This window comes from Amycolatopsis sp. PSD-21, from assembly GCF_055561455.1.
Window position 1 is genome coordinate 7,612,805 of sequence record NZ_CM145712.1, and the last position, 13,717, is coordinate 7,626,521.

A 13,717-nucleotide genomic window follows, 5' to 3' on the forward strand; every position below is an offset into this window, starting at 1 on the left:
CGCGGGCCCAGGGTATCGATTCCTTTCACCTCACCCGCCACGAGAGCGACGACAACGTCAGCGCCGCTTCGGCCACACGCCGCGCAAGGTCGGTCTGAAGGCTCTTCGTCGCCGAAGCGATCCACTCGTCCACGTTCCGTACACCGACATCGCGGTACTCGACGGCCTGAAGCAACATCTCGAGCTTGTCCGCGTCGCGCGCGTAGAGCGCCTCCGGGCTTTCGGCGGACTCGTACTCGTCGACGGCGTCGCGCACCGAGTCACGCGCCGCATCGGGAAGCGACGACGTCTGCGCGGCGGTGATCGCGCGCGGATCCGGTTTCTCGACGAAACCCTTGATCGTGTGCGGAAGGTCGCCGGTCCGCGTCTCCTGCGTGTCGTGCCAGAGCGCGAGATACGCCGCCTTCGCCGGATCGGCGCCGCCCTCGGCCGCGAGCAGACCGGCCAGCTGCGCCACCCGCATGGTGTGCTCGGCGACCGATTCGGGATCGCGGACCCCCGCCTGCCACCACCCGGCCCGCCGGATCCGCTTGAGCACACCCAGTTCGAACCCGAATCTGGCCAGGGCTTCCACAATTCTCCTACGCGTCGGCGGTGAGATATCCGGCCAGTGTCCCGCGCCGCTGCCGGAGGGTGTCGATGCGGTCGTCCATTTCGGCCAGTTCGCGCCGGATCTCCGCCACCACGGTCGGGCACATGTCCAGCTCGGGCAGTTCACCCGTGGCACACGGAAGCATTTTGGCGATGACCTGCGTGCTCAGCCCGGCCGCCAGGAGGGCGCGGATCTGCCGCACCGTGGTGACCGCGTCCTCGCCGAAGCTGCGGTAGCAGTTGGAGTCGCGCCGCGAGACCAGCAGCCCCTGCTCCTCGTAATAGCGAAGCAACCGCTGGCTCACGCCGGTCCGCCGGGACAGCTCACCGATCAGCATGTGACCCCCGTCATCCGAGTTTGACCTTCACATCGATGTCAGTACCTAACGTCGCCGGCATGACGAATCATTTCGCGCACGTCGTCCGCGGTTCCGGTCCCGGCCTGCTGCTCGCCCACGGCGGTGGCGGCAGCGTCGAGGGCAACTTCGGGAGCATCCTCGACGACCTCGCCCGCACCCACACCGTCGTCGGCCCCGACTACCCCGGCTCCGGGGCCACGCCGCGCAGCACCGAGCCATTGGACCTCGACGCCGTCGCCGACGAACTGGTCTCCATCGCCGTCGACGCGGGCCTCGAACGCTTCGCGATCCTGGGCTACTCGCTCGGCACCGGAGTCGCCGTCCGCGCCGCGACCCGGCACCCCGGGCGGGTCACCGGACTCATCCTGACCGCCGGGTTCACGAAACCGGACAACCGGCTGCTGCTGGCCGTCGACATCTGGCGCGAACTGCTGGGCGGCGACCGGAAGCTGCTGGCGAAGTTCCTCACTTTCGCCGCCACCGGCGAGAAGCACCTGAACGCGCTGACGCCCTCGGAGCTCGAAGCCGCCATCGACGGGCTCGCCGGATTCATCCCGGAGGGCAGCCCCGAACACGTGGGCCTCGTCGCGAACGTCGACACCCGCGCCGAACTGGCCGGGATCTCGGTCCCCACCCTCGTCGTCGCCACGACACTGGACGGCCTCGCCCCGCCCGTCCACTCCCGCGAACTCGCGGCCGGGATCCCCGGCGCCGAACTGGTCGAGATCGAGGCCGGGCACGGTATCAGCGCCGAGGCCCGCGACGAATGGCTCGGTGTGATCCAGAAGTTCCTCGCCGTGAGGATCTAGAGGTCCACCAGGCGTCGCCCTAGCACACAGAGGGTGCCGAGTCGATCACTTCGGCCGATATTCTATGGTGGCCCGGATGAGGTATCGGGAGATCGGGCTGCCCTTCGGCGTGTTTTCAGCCGCGCTGGGCGTGCTGCTCGTCCGTTTCCTTGTTCCGCGCCCCATCGGCATGGCGGACAACGGCGACGGCTGGCGCATCCTGTGCCGGCTCGGCGCCCGCGAGCTCGACCGGCCCTCCGAATACTTCGTCCGCTTCTCGTACGGCCCCGCCCCGGCCTGCGACAGCGCGTACATCTCCAGCCAGACCTGGATCGACAAGCTCGCCAGTGAGATCGGGCAGTGGCTCGGCTCGTCGGCGATACTGAACCTGCTGGTACTGGGCGTACTGGGCTGCCTGCTGGTCGCGGGCGGGATCGCCGCGGTCGTGACCGGCCTGCGCCTCTCGGTCCGGAACAGCGTCATCGCCACGGTCGCGCTGCTGCTGGTCGTGGCGGACTCGGCCTTCTTCGGTTACTTCGCCTCGGTGCTGAGCGAGGGCGCCGCCTTCCTCGGGATGCTCCTGCTCGCCGGCGGGCTCCTGCTCATGCACCGCACCGGGCCGTGGCGCTACGCCGGCGCCGCCGTCACCGTGCTCGGCGCGATGATCGGGATCAACGCGAAGTCGCAGACGCTGCTGCTGATCCCGCTGTTCGCGCTCGCGATGCTGTTCGTCCGGCCGGAGGGCAGCCGCGGCCTCGCCCGGTGGGCCCTGCCGCTGGCCGTGCTGGCCGTCGTCGGCACGGGCACCGCGCTGATGCAGAGCACGGGCGACCCGGCGAACGCGGAATACCGCGAGATCAACACCTACCACGTCGTGTTCAACGGGATCGTGGACGGGAAACACGACACCGCCGGCGACCTCGCCGCGCTGGGGCTCCCGCCGGAGTTCGCGGCGTACGTCGGCACGGGCTGGTGGAGCGCCAACGGGGCGTGGTCGTCCCCCGACTACCCGAAGTACCGGGACAAGATCAGCCGCCGCAACATCGCCCAGTACTACCTCGAGCACCCGGTCCGCGTGGTCCAGATGCTGCACCGCTCCGCGCAGGAGACGCTGACGGCCCGCGTGCCGAACCTCGGCAGCTTCGGCGAGCACGCCGGCCAGCCGCCGCTGGCCAAGGAGTACCGGGTCCCCGTCCTGTCCGGGATCACCGGCTGGATCGCGCCGCTGGGACTGTTCGCCTTGCTGCCGATCTGGCTGCTCATCGGCTGGGCGGGGCTCCGCGCCTTCCGCAAGCGCGTCGGGCGGCGCGACGTGGGTCTGGTGGTGCTCACGTTCCTGTTGTTCGCGATGGGCCAGTTCCTGGTCGCCGGCCTCGCGGAAGGGATCGAGAACATCAAGCACCAGCAGCTGACGATCTTCCCGACCCTCCTCGCCGGCGCCTTCGCCGCGCTTTCGTTCCTTCCGCGTCGAAACGACGAATCGGACCCCGAAAAGCAGTCCGAAACCAAGGAACCGGCGACCGCGGCTTCCTGAATCGGCGTTATCCGGACAATCGCGGGCGGGTAGCCGGTCGTGTCCCGCTCACCGGCATCGGCACCCCGGTCAGGCCTGGTCGGGCCGTCCCTGTAGTAATTCAGTCATGACCGACATGATCACGGCGGGCCCCACCAGGGTGCCCGCGGCGTCGAGCGAGCGAAGAACCGGTCGCGAGCGGATCCTCGGCTGGCTCGCCGGCGACTACGGCAAGGTGCTCCTGGTCGTCCTGGCCTGGAACGTGGCGCTGACCGCGGTGGCGTGGTTGTTCGGCCCGTCCACTCCGTCGAGCGAAGGCATCCCCAAGACCGGCATCGGTTCGACATGGAGCCTGCTCTCCCACACCTACCGTTGGGACGCCGGCAACTACGGCGAGATCGCCGAACACGCCTACACGGGCAGTTATGTGCCGGTACGAGCGTTTTATCCGGTCTTCCCGATCTGCGTGTGGCTGGTCAAGACCCTCAGTTTCGGCACCCTCGGCCTGCTCACGGCCGGGTTCATCGTCAACCTGGTCGCGACCTGGCTGGCGGGCGTGGCCCTGCTGAAGATCGCCCGGTTCTTCCTCAACTCCCCTCGCTCGCACTGGCTGGTCGTCGCCGCGTTCCTGACCGCGCCCGCCGCCTTCTTCCTGCACTCGTTCTACAGCGAGGCGGTGTTCTGCGCGCTCGGCTTCTGGGCGTATCTGTTCGCGTTACGACGGCAATGGCTGTGGATGGGCCTTTGCCTGATCCCGCTCACCGCGTCGCGGATCACCGCCGCGGTGTTCGTCGGCCTGTGCTTCCTGGAGTTCTGGCGATCCGCGGACTGGAAGCCGCGCGGCCTGCTGTCCTGGCCCATCCTCTGGTTCCCCGCCGCGTACCTCGGCCTCGCCGCGCACATGCTCTACATGAAGATCGAGACCGGCAGCGCGATGTCGAGCTTCACCGCGCTCAAGAGCGCGAGCACCTGGTCGTACCACAAGTTCAACCCGAACATCGTGGAGACGACGTTCACGGAACTCAAGATCACCTTCCGCGCGCTGATCGGCGTGAAGCCGATGGACGCGTGGACGCTGCTGAGTCACGCGCTGCCCATGCTCGGCCTGCTCCTGCTCCTGGCGGCTTCGGTCTACTTCTTCGTCGCGCTGCGGTCGAAGGGCCTGCCGCTCGCGCTGTTCGGGATCGCCTCCTTCGTGATGCTGACGCTCAACAGCAACGTCGTCTCGGTGCACCGGTACCTGCTCCCGTGCCTGGTCATGTACCTCGCGCTGGTGCTGCTGGCCGAACGGCGCCCGAACCTGCGCGGCGTGGTGTACGCGACGATGTACCTCAACTCGCTGATCTGCGGCGCGATCTTCCTCCGTTTCGCCGCCGGTCATTGGTCCGGCTGACCACCCGGAAGAGTCACCTCCGCCCGACCTCCTAGAATCAACCCACCTCGGCCGTGAACCCATTCACCGCCCTCTCCAGAAATCGCAACGGGGGTTTCCAATGCCCGCGGACCACGACAGACGCCGGATCGCGTTCATCTTTCCCATTTACAACGAGGAAGAGAACATCGAACTCCTCCACCGCACGGTGGACGAGACGATGGCGCCGCTCGCCGGCAAGTACGACTTCAGCTTCATCTACGTCGACGACGGCAGCCGCGACCGGTCGATGGACCTGCTCACGGCGCTGAGCCGGCGCGACGCCCGGGTCACCGTGATCGAACTTTCCCGCAACTTCGGCCACCAGATGGCGGTCACCGCCGGGCTCGACCTGGTGGACGCGGACGCCGCGATCATCATGGACAGCGACATGCAGGACCCGCCGAGGGTGGCGCTGGAATTGATCGAAAAATGGGAAGAAGGCTTCGACGTCGTCTATGCGCAGCGCCGTTCGCGCCAGGATTCGATGTTCAAGAAGCTCACCGCCGGCGCCTTCTACTGGTTCCTCCGGAAGATGGCGTCCGTCGAGATTCCCCGCAACACCGGCGACTTCCGGCTGATCGACCGCAAGGTCGTCGACGAACTGCGCAAGTACCGCGAACAGGACCGGTTCCTGCGCGGGCTTATCAGCTATATCGGTTTCAAGCAGACGGCCGTCCTGTTCGACCGGGACAAGCGGCACGCGGGAGTGACCGGTTATCCCCTGCGCAAGATGCTCCGCTTCGCCGCGGACGGCATCCTCGGTTTCTCCGTCGCGCCGCTGCGGATGATCACCCGGCTCGGTTACCTGATCTCGCTGCTCAGCTTCCTCGGCATCCTGTACGTGCTCGGGGTCAAGCTCTTCGCGCCGACGACCGCCGTTCCGGGCTGGGCCTTCATCACCGCCGCGATGTTCTTCCTCGGCGGTATCCAGATCATCATGCTCGGCGTACTCGGCAGCTACATCGGCCGGACCTATTCACAGGTGCAGAACCGCCCGCTCTACGGCATCGCGTCGGTCCGCTCCGGTTCACCCGTCGACGCCGGGCAAGTCGCCCGGTGAAGCCGATCAGCGCCACCCAGGTGCGTTTCGGCGTCGTCGGGGTGCTCAACACCGCGGTCGACGCGCTCGGCTATGCCCTGCTGGCGACGCTCGGCGTCCCGATGTTCGTCGCGAACTTCATCTCGACCACGGCGGGCATGCTGCTGAGCTTCACGCTCAACCGGAACTTCACCTTCCGCGCGAAGGACGGCGACATCCGGCGTCAGGCCGTTCTCTTCTTCGCCGTGACGGCCTTCGGCCTGTGGGTCGTGCACGCTGCGGTGATCTTCGCGGTCACCAAGCTCTTCCCCGGGATCAATGTGCTCATCCCGAAACTGGGCGCGATCGCGGTCGGCATGGTGTGGAACTACGTCCTGTACAAGAAGGTCGTCTTCCGGCACGGGGCCACCGAGCCCGCCGCGGTGGTTCAGCCCCGTCCGCCGGCCTGAACCACCGCGGAGTTCAGCGGCGGGGCGCCCAGGAACCGACGAAACTCCCGCAGCCGACCCTGGCCCCGTTCAGCGTCTGCCGCACTCGCTCCACGACGGGGGTGTAGTCGAAGGTGTGCGCGTCGGGGGCCACGGCGGCGGGAACCGGGCCGGCATCGATCAGCGAGGCCGTCAGGACGGTTTGGAAGAGGATGAGGTAGTCGCCTTCCCCATTGAGGCGTTCCGCCGCCTGGACCATCCTTTGTGGAGCGTCGCCGGTCATCTCCATCGGGACGGGCCAGTCCATCGGCAAGGGGTTCCGCCCCCCGAACACGGGCGCGACGAACGCGTTGTCGGGCAGGACGGCCACCCGGGTGGCCGGATAGCGGTCGATGCAGTCGCGGATCTGCGCGACGTAGGTGTAGGCACTGGGGTTCGTCCGGACCCCGCGCATCGTCGGCACGATGTCGCCGAGAGCGCGGGTCAGCTCTCCTTGCGGCCGGTCCGCGTACGGCGCCTTGTCATGGGCGGCGACGACCTGCGCCGCGACGAGGACGAACACGACCGCACCGATCGCGCCGGCGGCGACTCCGCGGATCTCCGGCAGATCGCCGCGTACCGCCAGCGCCACCACTTCCAGCGTGCCGAGTACGAGAACACCGGTGATCAACCCCGGCAGCGGATAGCCCCAGGACAGGCTGGCCATCCATCCCAGCAGTGCGACGAGCAGGTACTGCCACGGCAGCCGTCGGCGGATCACCGCGTCCAGCACGGCGGCGGCGACGAAGATCCAGAGCAGTTTGAGCTGCCAAGCCCCGGCATGGGCGAACGCGCCGTCGACCAGCACGAAGACGACCACGGCCACCACACAGGCCGCCGTCACGACGCGCAGCCCCCGTCCCGCGACGCCCCACCGGGCCCTCGACGTCCAGGCGACCGCGAGCACCACCATGCCCAGCAGGACCGGTAGCACGTACGTTCGCGGGTCGGCGCGCAGCCGGCCGGGATCCGACGCCCAGAACCGGAAAAGTCCTTCCCCCCAGGCCCCGGTGCTTCCGGTCAGCTGCGCGATCGCCGAGGGAAGCCCGCCGGCGAGGGTGATCATGCCGAAGTACAGCAGCGGCGCCGCACCGAGCACGAGGACGTCGACGACCATCGGGCGCCACCGGCGAGTGCCACCGGACCGTCCGGCCGGGTGGAAGAACAGGATCAGCAGCCCGATCGGCACGGCGAACATGAAGCTCTGCTTGACGATGACCGCGAAACCCAGGCAGAACAGCCCGAGCCGGCGCTGCCACCTCGAACCGGCGCGAAGTCCCGCGTCGAGGAGCCAAAGGCCGACGGCGACCAGGAAGACACCGTCGACGGTATGCCACGCCATCGTCGGGTAGGTGTTCAAGCTGATCAGCGCGGCGGCGAAGACGAGACCGAGCCGGAGCGGCCCCCAGGTCAGCGGCGATGTCCCGGTCAGGAAGGCCACGAGCGCGAAGGTGGCGACGGTCAGCTGGACCATCATCACCCAGCTCGAACCGATCATCAGCGGCGCCGGGACGAGATAGTCGATCAAGTGCAGGTACGCCGACCCGAAGGGACGCGGCGCCAGGACGTCCACCTGGGGGATTTCACCGTGGAGGACCCGCCAGGTCTGCGCCAGGATGAAGCCCTGGTCACTCGGGTTGAAGCCGAACCGGCCGATCCTGGCGACGACGGCGGCGCTCAACAGGAGGATTCCGCCGACGATCATGATCGCCCGCGGCCAGCGTCTTCGTTCGGCGACAGGAGGCGTCGCCGCCCCGCCCTCGATGATCTCGCACAGCAAAGTAGCCCCCAAAGAATTGTCCGGCAAGGTGTCGTCCGGGGTTCGGCGCGATTCAGCCGATTCAGTACCCGACAACCGTACTCGGTTACCAAGCACCGATCACGCGGATGGTGAATCCGTTTTCGCACCGCCGGTTAAGCTGCACGGACCTGCCACCGCCGAAGGGCCCGAGAACAAATGGTCATGGATCTCCCGGAGACAGCGGTCGTCACGACCATCTCCGTACATGTCGAAACGGACGATTTCGCCGCGGCCACGGCCCTCGGCGAACGCTTCATCGACGAGTTCGAGGCCACCGAGCTGGAGATCTGCCGGGCGATCCCCGAGGGCGGCAGGACCGGGTACACACTCTCGGTCGGCTATCGCACTCCGCCCGCGGACGGCGAGGAACCCGCCGAAACTCTGCAGCGTGCCGCGTTACCCGCGCTGTTCCATTTCGGCCTGAATGCGGAATTCTTCGAAATACACGGAACGCCGCGGACGGGTCTCTACGGAAGCTACGACGCCGACGACGCCCGAGTCGACGGTCGCACCATCTATTCGCTCATGACGGCGGTCGGCGGAACCGATCCGCGTGAACCGACCTACGTTCCCCGGTACGACTTCACCCCGCGCGCGGCGACCGATGTCATCACCCGGGTACACCTGTACGTCCCCACCGGCGATCTGCGGGCCGCCGTGCGCCTGTGCGGCGGGCCCGCGAACGACCTCACGGCCTCGCTGGTCCGGATCACCACGGCCGCGGGACCGTGCGAGGCGGTGCTGCTGTCGGCCTTCCCCGCCATAGCCGGGGAAACCGGGGAAGAGGCACTCAGCCGGGTCACGAACGAGGTGAACGCCCAGCTGTCCCAGGTGAACATGTCCGTCCGGGCCGTCCACACCGGACTGGAGGACGACCCGTTCCACACCGAGCCGGGCTGACGTTCCCCCCCCCACGGGAAAGCGTCGCGAAAGCCACTTTCGCGACACCTGATGTCCCGAAAGTGGCTTTCGCGACATGGTCGCCGGAGCGTGGCGCGGTCGCGAGGATCAGCCCGCGTGGGCGGCCAGCCGCTCTTCGCGGTCCGCGGTGATGAGCGCGTCCAGCACGCCGTCGAGATCACCGTCGAGGACCTGGTCCAGGTTGTACGCCTTGTAGTTCACCCGGTGGTCGGCGATGCGGTTCTCGGCGAAGTTGTAGGTGCGGACCCGCTCGGAGCGGTCCACGGTGCGGACCTGCGAACGGCGCGCGTCCGACGCCTTCGCGGCGGCCTCTTCCTCGGCGATCGCCTGGAGGCGGGCCTGCAGCACCTGCAGGGCGCGGGCCCGGTTCTGGATCTGCGACTTCTCGTTCTGGCACGAGACGACCACGCCGGTCGGGATATGCGTGATCCGCACCGCCGAATCGGTCGTATTGACGCTCTGGCCGCCGGGGCCGGACGAGCGGTAGACGTCGATCCGCAGGTCGTTCGGGTCGATCTCGACCTCGACGTCCTCGGGTTCGGGGTAGATGAGCACGCCGGACGCGGAGGTGTGGATACGGCCCTGCGATTCGGTGGCGGGCACGCGCTGCACGCGGTGCACCCCGCCCTCGAACTTCAGCCGCGCCCAGACGCCGTCGGCCTCGGCGGACCGGCTCTTGATGGACACGGTGACGTCCTTGAAGCCGCCGAGGTCCGAGTCGACCGAGTCGAGCACCTCGGCCTTCCAGCCGTGACGCTCGGCGTAGCGCAGGTACATGCGCAGCAGGTCGCCGGCGAACAGCGCCGACTCCTCGCCGCCTTCACCCGACTTGATCTCCATGACCACGTCGGAACCGTCGTACGGGTCGCGCGGCAGGAGCAGTTCGGTGAGCTTGGCTTCGAGCACCGGGATCTTGGCGGAGATCTCTTCGGCTTCGGCCGCGAAGGCCGAGTCTTCCGCCGCCAGTTCCTTCGCCGTTTCGAGGTCGTCACGGGCGGTGTCGAGCTCGCGGACCGTCTTGACGACGGGGCTCAGCTCCGCGTACCGGCGGCCGAGCTTGCGAGCGCGCGCCTGGTCGGCGTGCACGGACGGGTCGGCCAGCTGCTCTTCCAGCTGGGCGTGCTCTTCGAGCAGACCCTTCAGCGAACTCGAATCCACCACTCCACCTCTCAACGGACCCTGATAGAACCATGAAAAACGGCGCCTACCCGGACATGCGGGTAGGCGCCGTCGTTCAAGCTACTTGGCGTCTTCGGCCTTCTTGCGCTTGCCGTAGCGAGCCTCGAAGCGCGCGACGCGGCCGCCGGTGTCCATGAGCTTCTGCTTGCCGGTGTAGAACGGGTGGCAGTTCGAGCAGATCTCGACGTGGAGGTTGCCGGAGGTCTTGGTGCTGCGCGTGGTGAATTCGTTGCCACAGTCACAGTTCACGTGCGTGACGACGTACTCGGGGTGAATACCGCTCTTCATGGTGTCCTCTCTCGTTGGCCCCGGGTCCCCGTGCGGGGTGAACCGGTGCCGGACTTCAGCGGATGATTTTGCCAGATGTGCTGGCAGTGGCGTCAACGCACCCCTCCCCCGGCGTATTCCATTACGTTGAGTTATCAACTATCGACACCCGGTTGTACGAAATTTGTACTTGATCACGCGAAACTTCTCTTGTTGGTGATTCCTCAACAGGAGGTACTGATCATGCGCAGCATCCTCGCCAAGGTGGCGAAGCCGGCCTCCGTCGCCGCGCTGGCCATCGCGGCCCTCGCCATGGCCCCGGCCGCCGGGGCGGCCCCTGAAGCGGGCGCCACCATCACCGCCGCCGACATCAACCCGGCCGCGGGGACGTTCACCACCCTGTCCGACGGCGACCTGGCCATCCAGGGCGCCGGTGACGGCACGCCCGCCGGCGCCGTCCAGTGGTTCAAGAACCGCATGGGCTCCACCGCGTACCAGGGCCTCTGCGAGAAGGCCGTCGAGAACGCGTACGGGACCACCGGCGTCTGGGCCTCGGCCAACGCGCACTGGAACGGCGCGAGCCCGAAGCACACGACCGGGACGCCGCCGAAGGGCTCCTTCGTGTACTGGAACATCAGCCAGTGGGGTCACGTCGGCATCGCCGACGGCTCCGGCGGGATCTACGCCACCAGCATCGGCGGCAAGATCGGCCACGCGTCGAGCGTGCACTACTTCAACAACTACCGCGGCTGGACTCCTGCGGCGGTTCCGCACCGCTGAGCCCTCGGGTAGCGCGTGAAGGCCCCCTTCCCTTCGCTGAGCCGAGGGAAGGGGGCCTTCACGCGCTACCCAGCTGTGCAAGCCGCACCACCCGCACCGCCGGGTCCGCGACCGGTGACCCCGTACACGACGACCCGGCCCGGCACCGGTGTTGCGAAAGCCACTTTCGCAACCTACAGCGTTGCGAAAGTGGCTTTCGCAACACGCGGGGCACTCACCAGGCCCGCCTGAAGTACATGAAGGCCCCCTTCACTGCGCTAGGCGCAAGGAAGGGGGCCTTCACGTACTTACGAAACGAAACTCAGTCGTCGTCGTTCGAGCCGAGGGCCGTCTTCGAGACCTGCATGAGGAACTCGATGTTGGTCTTCGTCTTGCGCAGACGCGAGATCAGCAGGTCGATGGCCTGCTGCGAGTCCAGCGCGTGCAGCACCCGGTGCAGCTTGTGGGTGACCGCGAGCTCGTCCGGCGAAAGCAGCAGGTCTTCCTTGCGGGTACCGGACGGGTTGATGTCCACCGCGGGGAACACGCGCCGCTCGGCGATCTTCCGGTCGAGCTTGAGGTCCGCGTTCGCGGTGCCCTTGAACTCTTCGAAGATGACCGTGTCACCGGTGGACCCGGTTTCGACCATCGTCGTGGCGAAGATCGTCAGCGAACCGCCGTTCTCGATGTTGCGCGCCGCGCCGAGGAACCGCTTCGGCGGGAACAGCGCCGTCGAGTCGACACCACCGGAGAGGATCCGGCCGGACGCCGGGGCCGCGAGGTTGTACGCGCGGCCCAGACGGGTGATCGAGTCGAGCAGGACGACGACGTCGTGGCCCATCTCGACCAGGCGCTTCGCCCGCTCGATGGCCAGCTCCGCGACCGAGGTGTGGTCGGACGGCGGGCGGTCGAAGGTCGAGGCGATGACCTCACCCTTCACCGACCGCTGCATGTCGGTGACCTCTTCCGGACGCTCGTCCACGAGCACGACCATCAGGTGGCACTCGGGGTTGTTCGTCGAGATCGCGTTCGCGATGTCCTGCATGATCGTCGTCTTGCCGGCCTTCGGCGGCGACACGATCAGGGCGCGCTGCCCCTTGCCCACCGGCATCACCAGGTCGATGACGCGGGTGGTGAGCTTGTGCGGCTCGGTCTCGAGGCGCAGCCGCTCGTTCGGGTACAGCGGCGTCAGCTTGGTGAACTCGGGACGACGCTTGGACTCGTCCGGGTCCAGGCCGTTGATCGAGTCGACGCGCACCAGCGGGTTGAACTTCTGCCGCTGCTGCTCGCCGTCACGCGGCTGGCGCACGACACCGGTGATGGCGTCACCGCGGCGCAGGCCGTACTTGCGGACCAGCGAAAGCGAGACGTACACGTCGTTCGGCCCGGCGAGGTAGCCCGAGGTACGCACGAACGCGTAGTTGTCGAGCACGTCCAGGATGCCCGCGACGGGCAGCAGGACGTCGTCCTCGCGGATCTCGGTGTCGGGCGAACCGCCCTGTTCACGGCCACCGCCGGAACCACGGCGGCGACGGTCGCGGAAGCGACGGCCGCGACGGCCGCCTTCCTCGTCGTCGTCGCCCTGCGGGCCCTGGCCCTGGCGCTGGCTGTTGTCCTGGCCGCCGCCCTGCTGGTTGCGCTGGCGGTTGTCCTGGCCACGGCCGTCGCGGTTGCCCTGACGGTTGCCGCCTTCGCCGCGGTCACCACGCTCACGCTGGTCACCACGCTCGCCGCGCTCGCGCTGTTCACCGCGCTCACGCTGCTGACCGCCCTGCTCGGGCGAACCCGCGGCACGGTTGGAGCCGCGGCGACGACGGTTGCGGCCGCCCTCTTCCTGCTGCGGCTGGCCGTCCTGCTGGGCCCCGTTCTCCTGCTGCGCGGGCCGCTCGGCGGCGGGCGCGGAGCCGTTCTCCGAGACCTTCTCGGTCTTCTCGGCCTTCTCGGCGCGAGGAGCCTCGGCCGGAGCCGTTTCGGCCTTCGGGGCCTCCTGCTTCGGGGCCTCCTGCTTGGGCGCTTCGGCCTTGGGGGCCTTACGCGGTGCATCGATCCCCTCGAGCGGAAGCGTTTCGCTCGCCGCGGCGGGGGTCTTGCGCTTGGTCTTGCCCTGGCGCTCGCGGATGGCCGCGATCAGATCGCCCTTGCGCATACCCGTGGTCTCGCCGATGCCAAGGTCCCCAGCGATCGAGCGCAGCTCGGCGACGGTCTTGCCGGTCAATCCGCCGACCGTGCGCTTGGGAGCCACGGCGCCGTTCGACTCGGCGGCGCCACCTTCGACGTCGCTCAAAAGATCGGTGTTGCTCACAAATGTCCTTCCTGACCGATCCACGCCTCCAGGTGGATCAGCGGACCGCCGCTCGCGTCCGATTGCGAAACGGCGTAATTGGCCCCCGATACGGGCGATCAGCTCCTCGGCCGTGTTGAACACAGCTAGAAGGCCTCCAGCACAGGGATTTGCGTCCTCCAAACGGAGGAAGCGGAATTCGGCACCGCCGGAACCGGGAACCCGCCTGCGTCCATCCGCTACTCCCCGCTTGCCAGGCGGTGCACGGAACTGGCGGATCAACGAAGGATGCGGGCCAAGGATGACACTGGTCACCTGGACCGGCACCGGGTGCGGAA

13 protein-coding genes are annotated in these 13,717 nt (G+C 67.9%); 7 read left to right on the plus strand and 6 right to left on the minus strand.

The annotated features are described in order from the left end of the window. Positions 1-25: 25 nt before the first annotated feature. Positions 26-574: an HD domain-containing protein gene (locus ACZ1DY_RS35755; RefSeq protein ID WP_126732645.1), complete on the minus strand. Its 549-nt coding sequence runs from the start codon at positions 572-574 to the stop codon at positions 26-28. A gap of 7 nt (positions 575-581) precedes the next feature. Then, entirely contained in the window at positions 582-929 is a 348-nt protein-coding gene (locus ACZ1DY_RS35760) for a MerR family transcriptional regulator (RefSeq protein WP_126732644.1), read from the minus strand. Positions 930-988: 59 nt separating this feature from the next. Between ACZ1DY_RS35760 and ACZ1DY_RS35765 the strand changes: the two genes are divergently transcribed. The 5 genes from ACZ1DY_RS35765 (at position 989) to ACZ1DY_RS35785 (ending at position 6,153) form a co-directional block, all read left to right on the plus strand. After that, positions 989-1,759 (plus strand): alpha/beta fold hydrolase, encoded by a 771-nt coding sequence (locus tag ACZ1DY_RS35765; protein ID WP_465482316.1) that lies wholly within the window; start codon positions 989-991, stop codon positions 1,757-1,759. A gap of 76 nt (positions 1,760-1,835) precedes the next feature. Continuing rightward, positions 1,836-3,272 (plus strand): glycan biosynthesis hexose transferase WsfD, encoded by a 1,437-nt coding sequence (gene wsfD / locus ACZ1DY_RS35770; protein ID WP_465482317.1) that lies wholly within the window; start codon positions 1,836-1,838, stop codon positions 3,270-3,272. A 106-nt stretch (positions 3,273-3,378) separates the two neighbouring features. Then, entirely contained in the window at positions 3,379-4,644 is a 1,266-nt protein-coding gene (locus ACZ1DY_RS35775) for a mannosyltransferase family protein (protein ID WP_465482318.1), read from the plus strand. Positions 4,645-4,744: 100 nt separating this feature from the next. Continuing rightward, positions 4,745-5,725, plus strand: coding sequence for a glycosyltransferase family 2 protein (locus ACZ1DY_RS35780; RefSeq protein ID WP_257484580.1), 981 nt, complete (start codon positions 4,745-4,747; stop codon positions 5,723-5,725). Next, entirely contained in the window at positions 5,722-6,153 is a 432-nt protein-coding gene (locus ACZ1DY_RS35785) for a GtrA family protein (protein WP_465482319.1), read from the plus strand. Before ACZ1DY_RS35780 ends, ACZ1DY_RS35785 begins: the two co-directional genes overlap by 4 nt. Positions 6,154-6,166: 13 nt before the next feature. Here ACZ1DY_RS35785 and ACZ1DY_RS35790 read toward each other — a convergent pair whose 3' ends face one another. After that, complete coding sequence (locus ACZ1DY_RS35790; RefSeq protein WP_465482320.1) at positions 6,167-7,978, minus strand: hypothetical protein; 1,812 nt, start codon at positions 7,976-7,978, stop codon at positions 6,167-6,169. Positions 7,979-8,134: 156 nt separating this feature from the next. Between ACZ1DY_RS35790 and ACZ1DY_RS35795 the strand changes: the two genes are divergently transcribed. Next, positions 8,135-8,872: a hypothetical protein gene (locus ACZ1DY_RS35795; RefSeq protein ID WP_465482321.1), complete on the plus strand. Its 738-nt coding sequence runs from the start codon at positions 8,135-8,137 to the stop codon at positions 8,870-8,872. 108 nt (positions 8,873-8,980) lie between these two features. On the opposite strand, the gene prfA is transcribed toward ACZ1DY_RS35795, so the two are convergent. Both prfA and rpmE read right to left on the minus strand, forming a co-directional pair. Beyond that, positions 8,981-10,051 carry a peptide chain release factor 1 gene (gene prfA / locus ACZ1DY_RS35800; protein WP_126732640.1) on the minus strand — a complete coding sequence of 357 codons (1,071 nt, stop codon included), beginning with the start codon at positions 10,049-10,051 and terminating at the stop codon, positions 8,981-8,983. Between the two features lie 81 nt (positions 10,052-10,132). Further along, complete coding sequence (rpmE, locus tag ACZ1DY_RS35805; RefSeq protein ID WP_007028345.1) at positions 10,133-10,360, minus strand: 50S ribosomal protein L31; 228 nt, start codon at positions 10,358-10,360, stop codon at positions 10,133-10,135. Between the two features lie 222 nt (positions 10,361-10,582). Here rpmE and ACZ1DY_RS35810 point away from each other — a divergent pair, with 222 nt between their 5' ends. Then, the gene (locus ACZ1DY_RS35810) at positions 10,583-11,119 is read left to right on the plus strand and encodes a CHAP domain-containing protein (RefSeq protein WP_257484576.1); all 537 of its coding nucleotides are present in this window, start codon (positions 10,583-10,585) and stop codon (positions 11,117-11,119) included. Positions 11,120-11,420: 301 nt separating this feature from the next. On the opposite strand, the gene rho is transcribed toward ACZ1DY_RS35810, so the two are convergent. After that, a complete protein-coding gene (gene rho, locus ACZ1DY_RS35815) occupies positions 11,421-13,400 on the minus strand; it encodes a transcription termination factor Rho (protein ID WP_465482322.1) in 1,980 nt (659 codons plus the stop codon). Positions 13,401-13,717: the final 317 nt, after the last annotated feature.

Excerpts from the sequence above, each read along its gene's own strand:
- ACZ1DY_RS35760 (WP_126732644.1), bottom strand. The coding sequence starts at position 929 with ATGCTGATCGGTGAGCTGTCCCGGCGGACCGGCGTGAGCCAGCGGTTG.
- ACZ1DY_RS35765 (WP_465482316.1), top strand. The coding sequence starts at position 989 with ATGACGAATCATTTCGCGCACGTCGTCCGCGGTTCCGGTCCCGGCCTG.
- wsfD (WP_465482317.1), top strand. The coding sequence starts at position 1,836 with ATGAGGTATCGGGAGATCGGGCTGCCCTTCGGCGTGTTTTCAGCCGCG.
- ACZ1DY_RS35775 (WP_465482318.1), top strand. The coding sequence starts at position 3,379 with ATGACCGACATGATCACGGCGGGCCCCACCAGGGTGCCCGCGGCGTCG.
- ACZ1DY_RS35780 (WP_257484580.1), top strand. The coding sequence starts at position 4,745 with ATGCCCGCGGACCACGACAGACGCCGGATCGCGTTCATCTTTCCCATT.
- ACZ1DY_RS35795 (WP_465482321.1), top strand. The coding sequence starts at position 8,135 with ATGGATCTCCCGGAGACAGCGGTCGTCACGACCATCTCCGTACATGTC.
- rpmE (WP_007028345.1), bottom strand. The coding sequence starts at position 10,360 with ATGAAGAGCGGTATTCACCCCGAGTACGTCGTCACGCACGTGAACTGT.
- ACZ1DY_RS35810 (WP_257484576.1), top strand. The coding sequence starts at position 10,583 with ATGCGCAGCATCCTCGCCAAGGTGGCGAAGCCGGCCTCCGTCGCCGCG.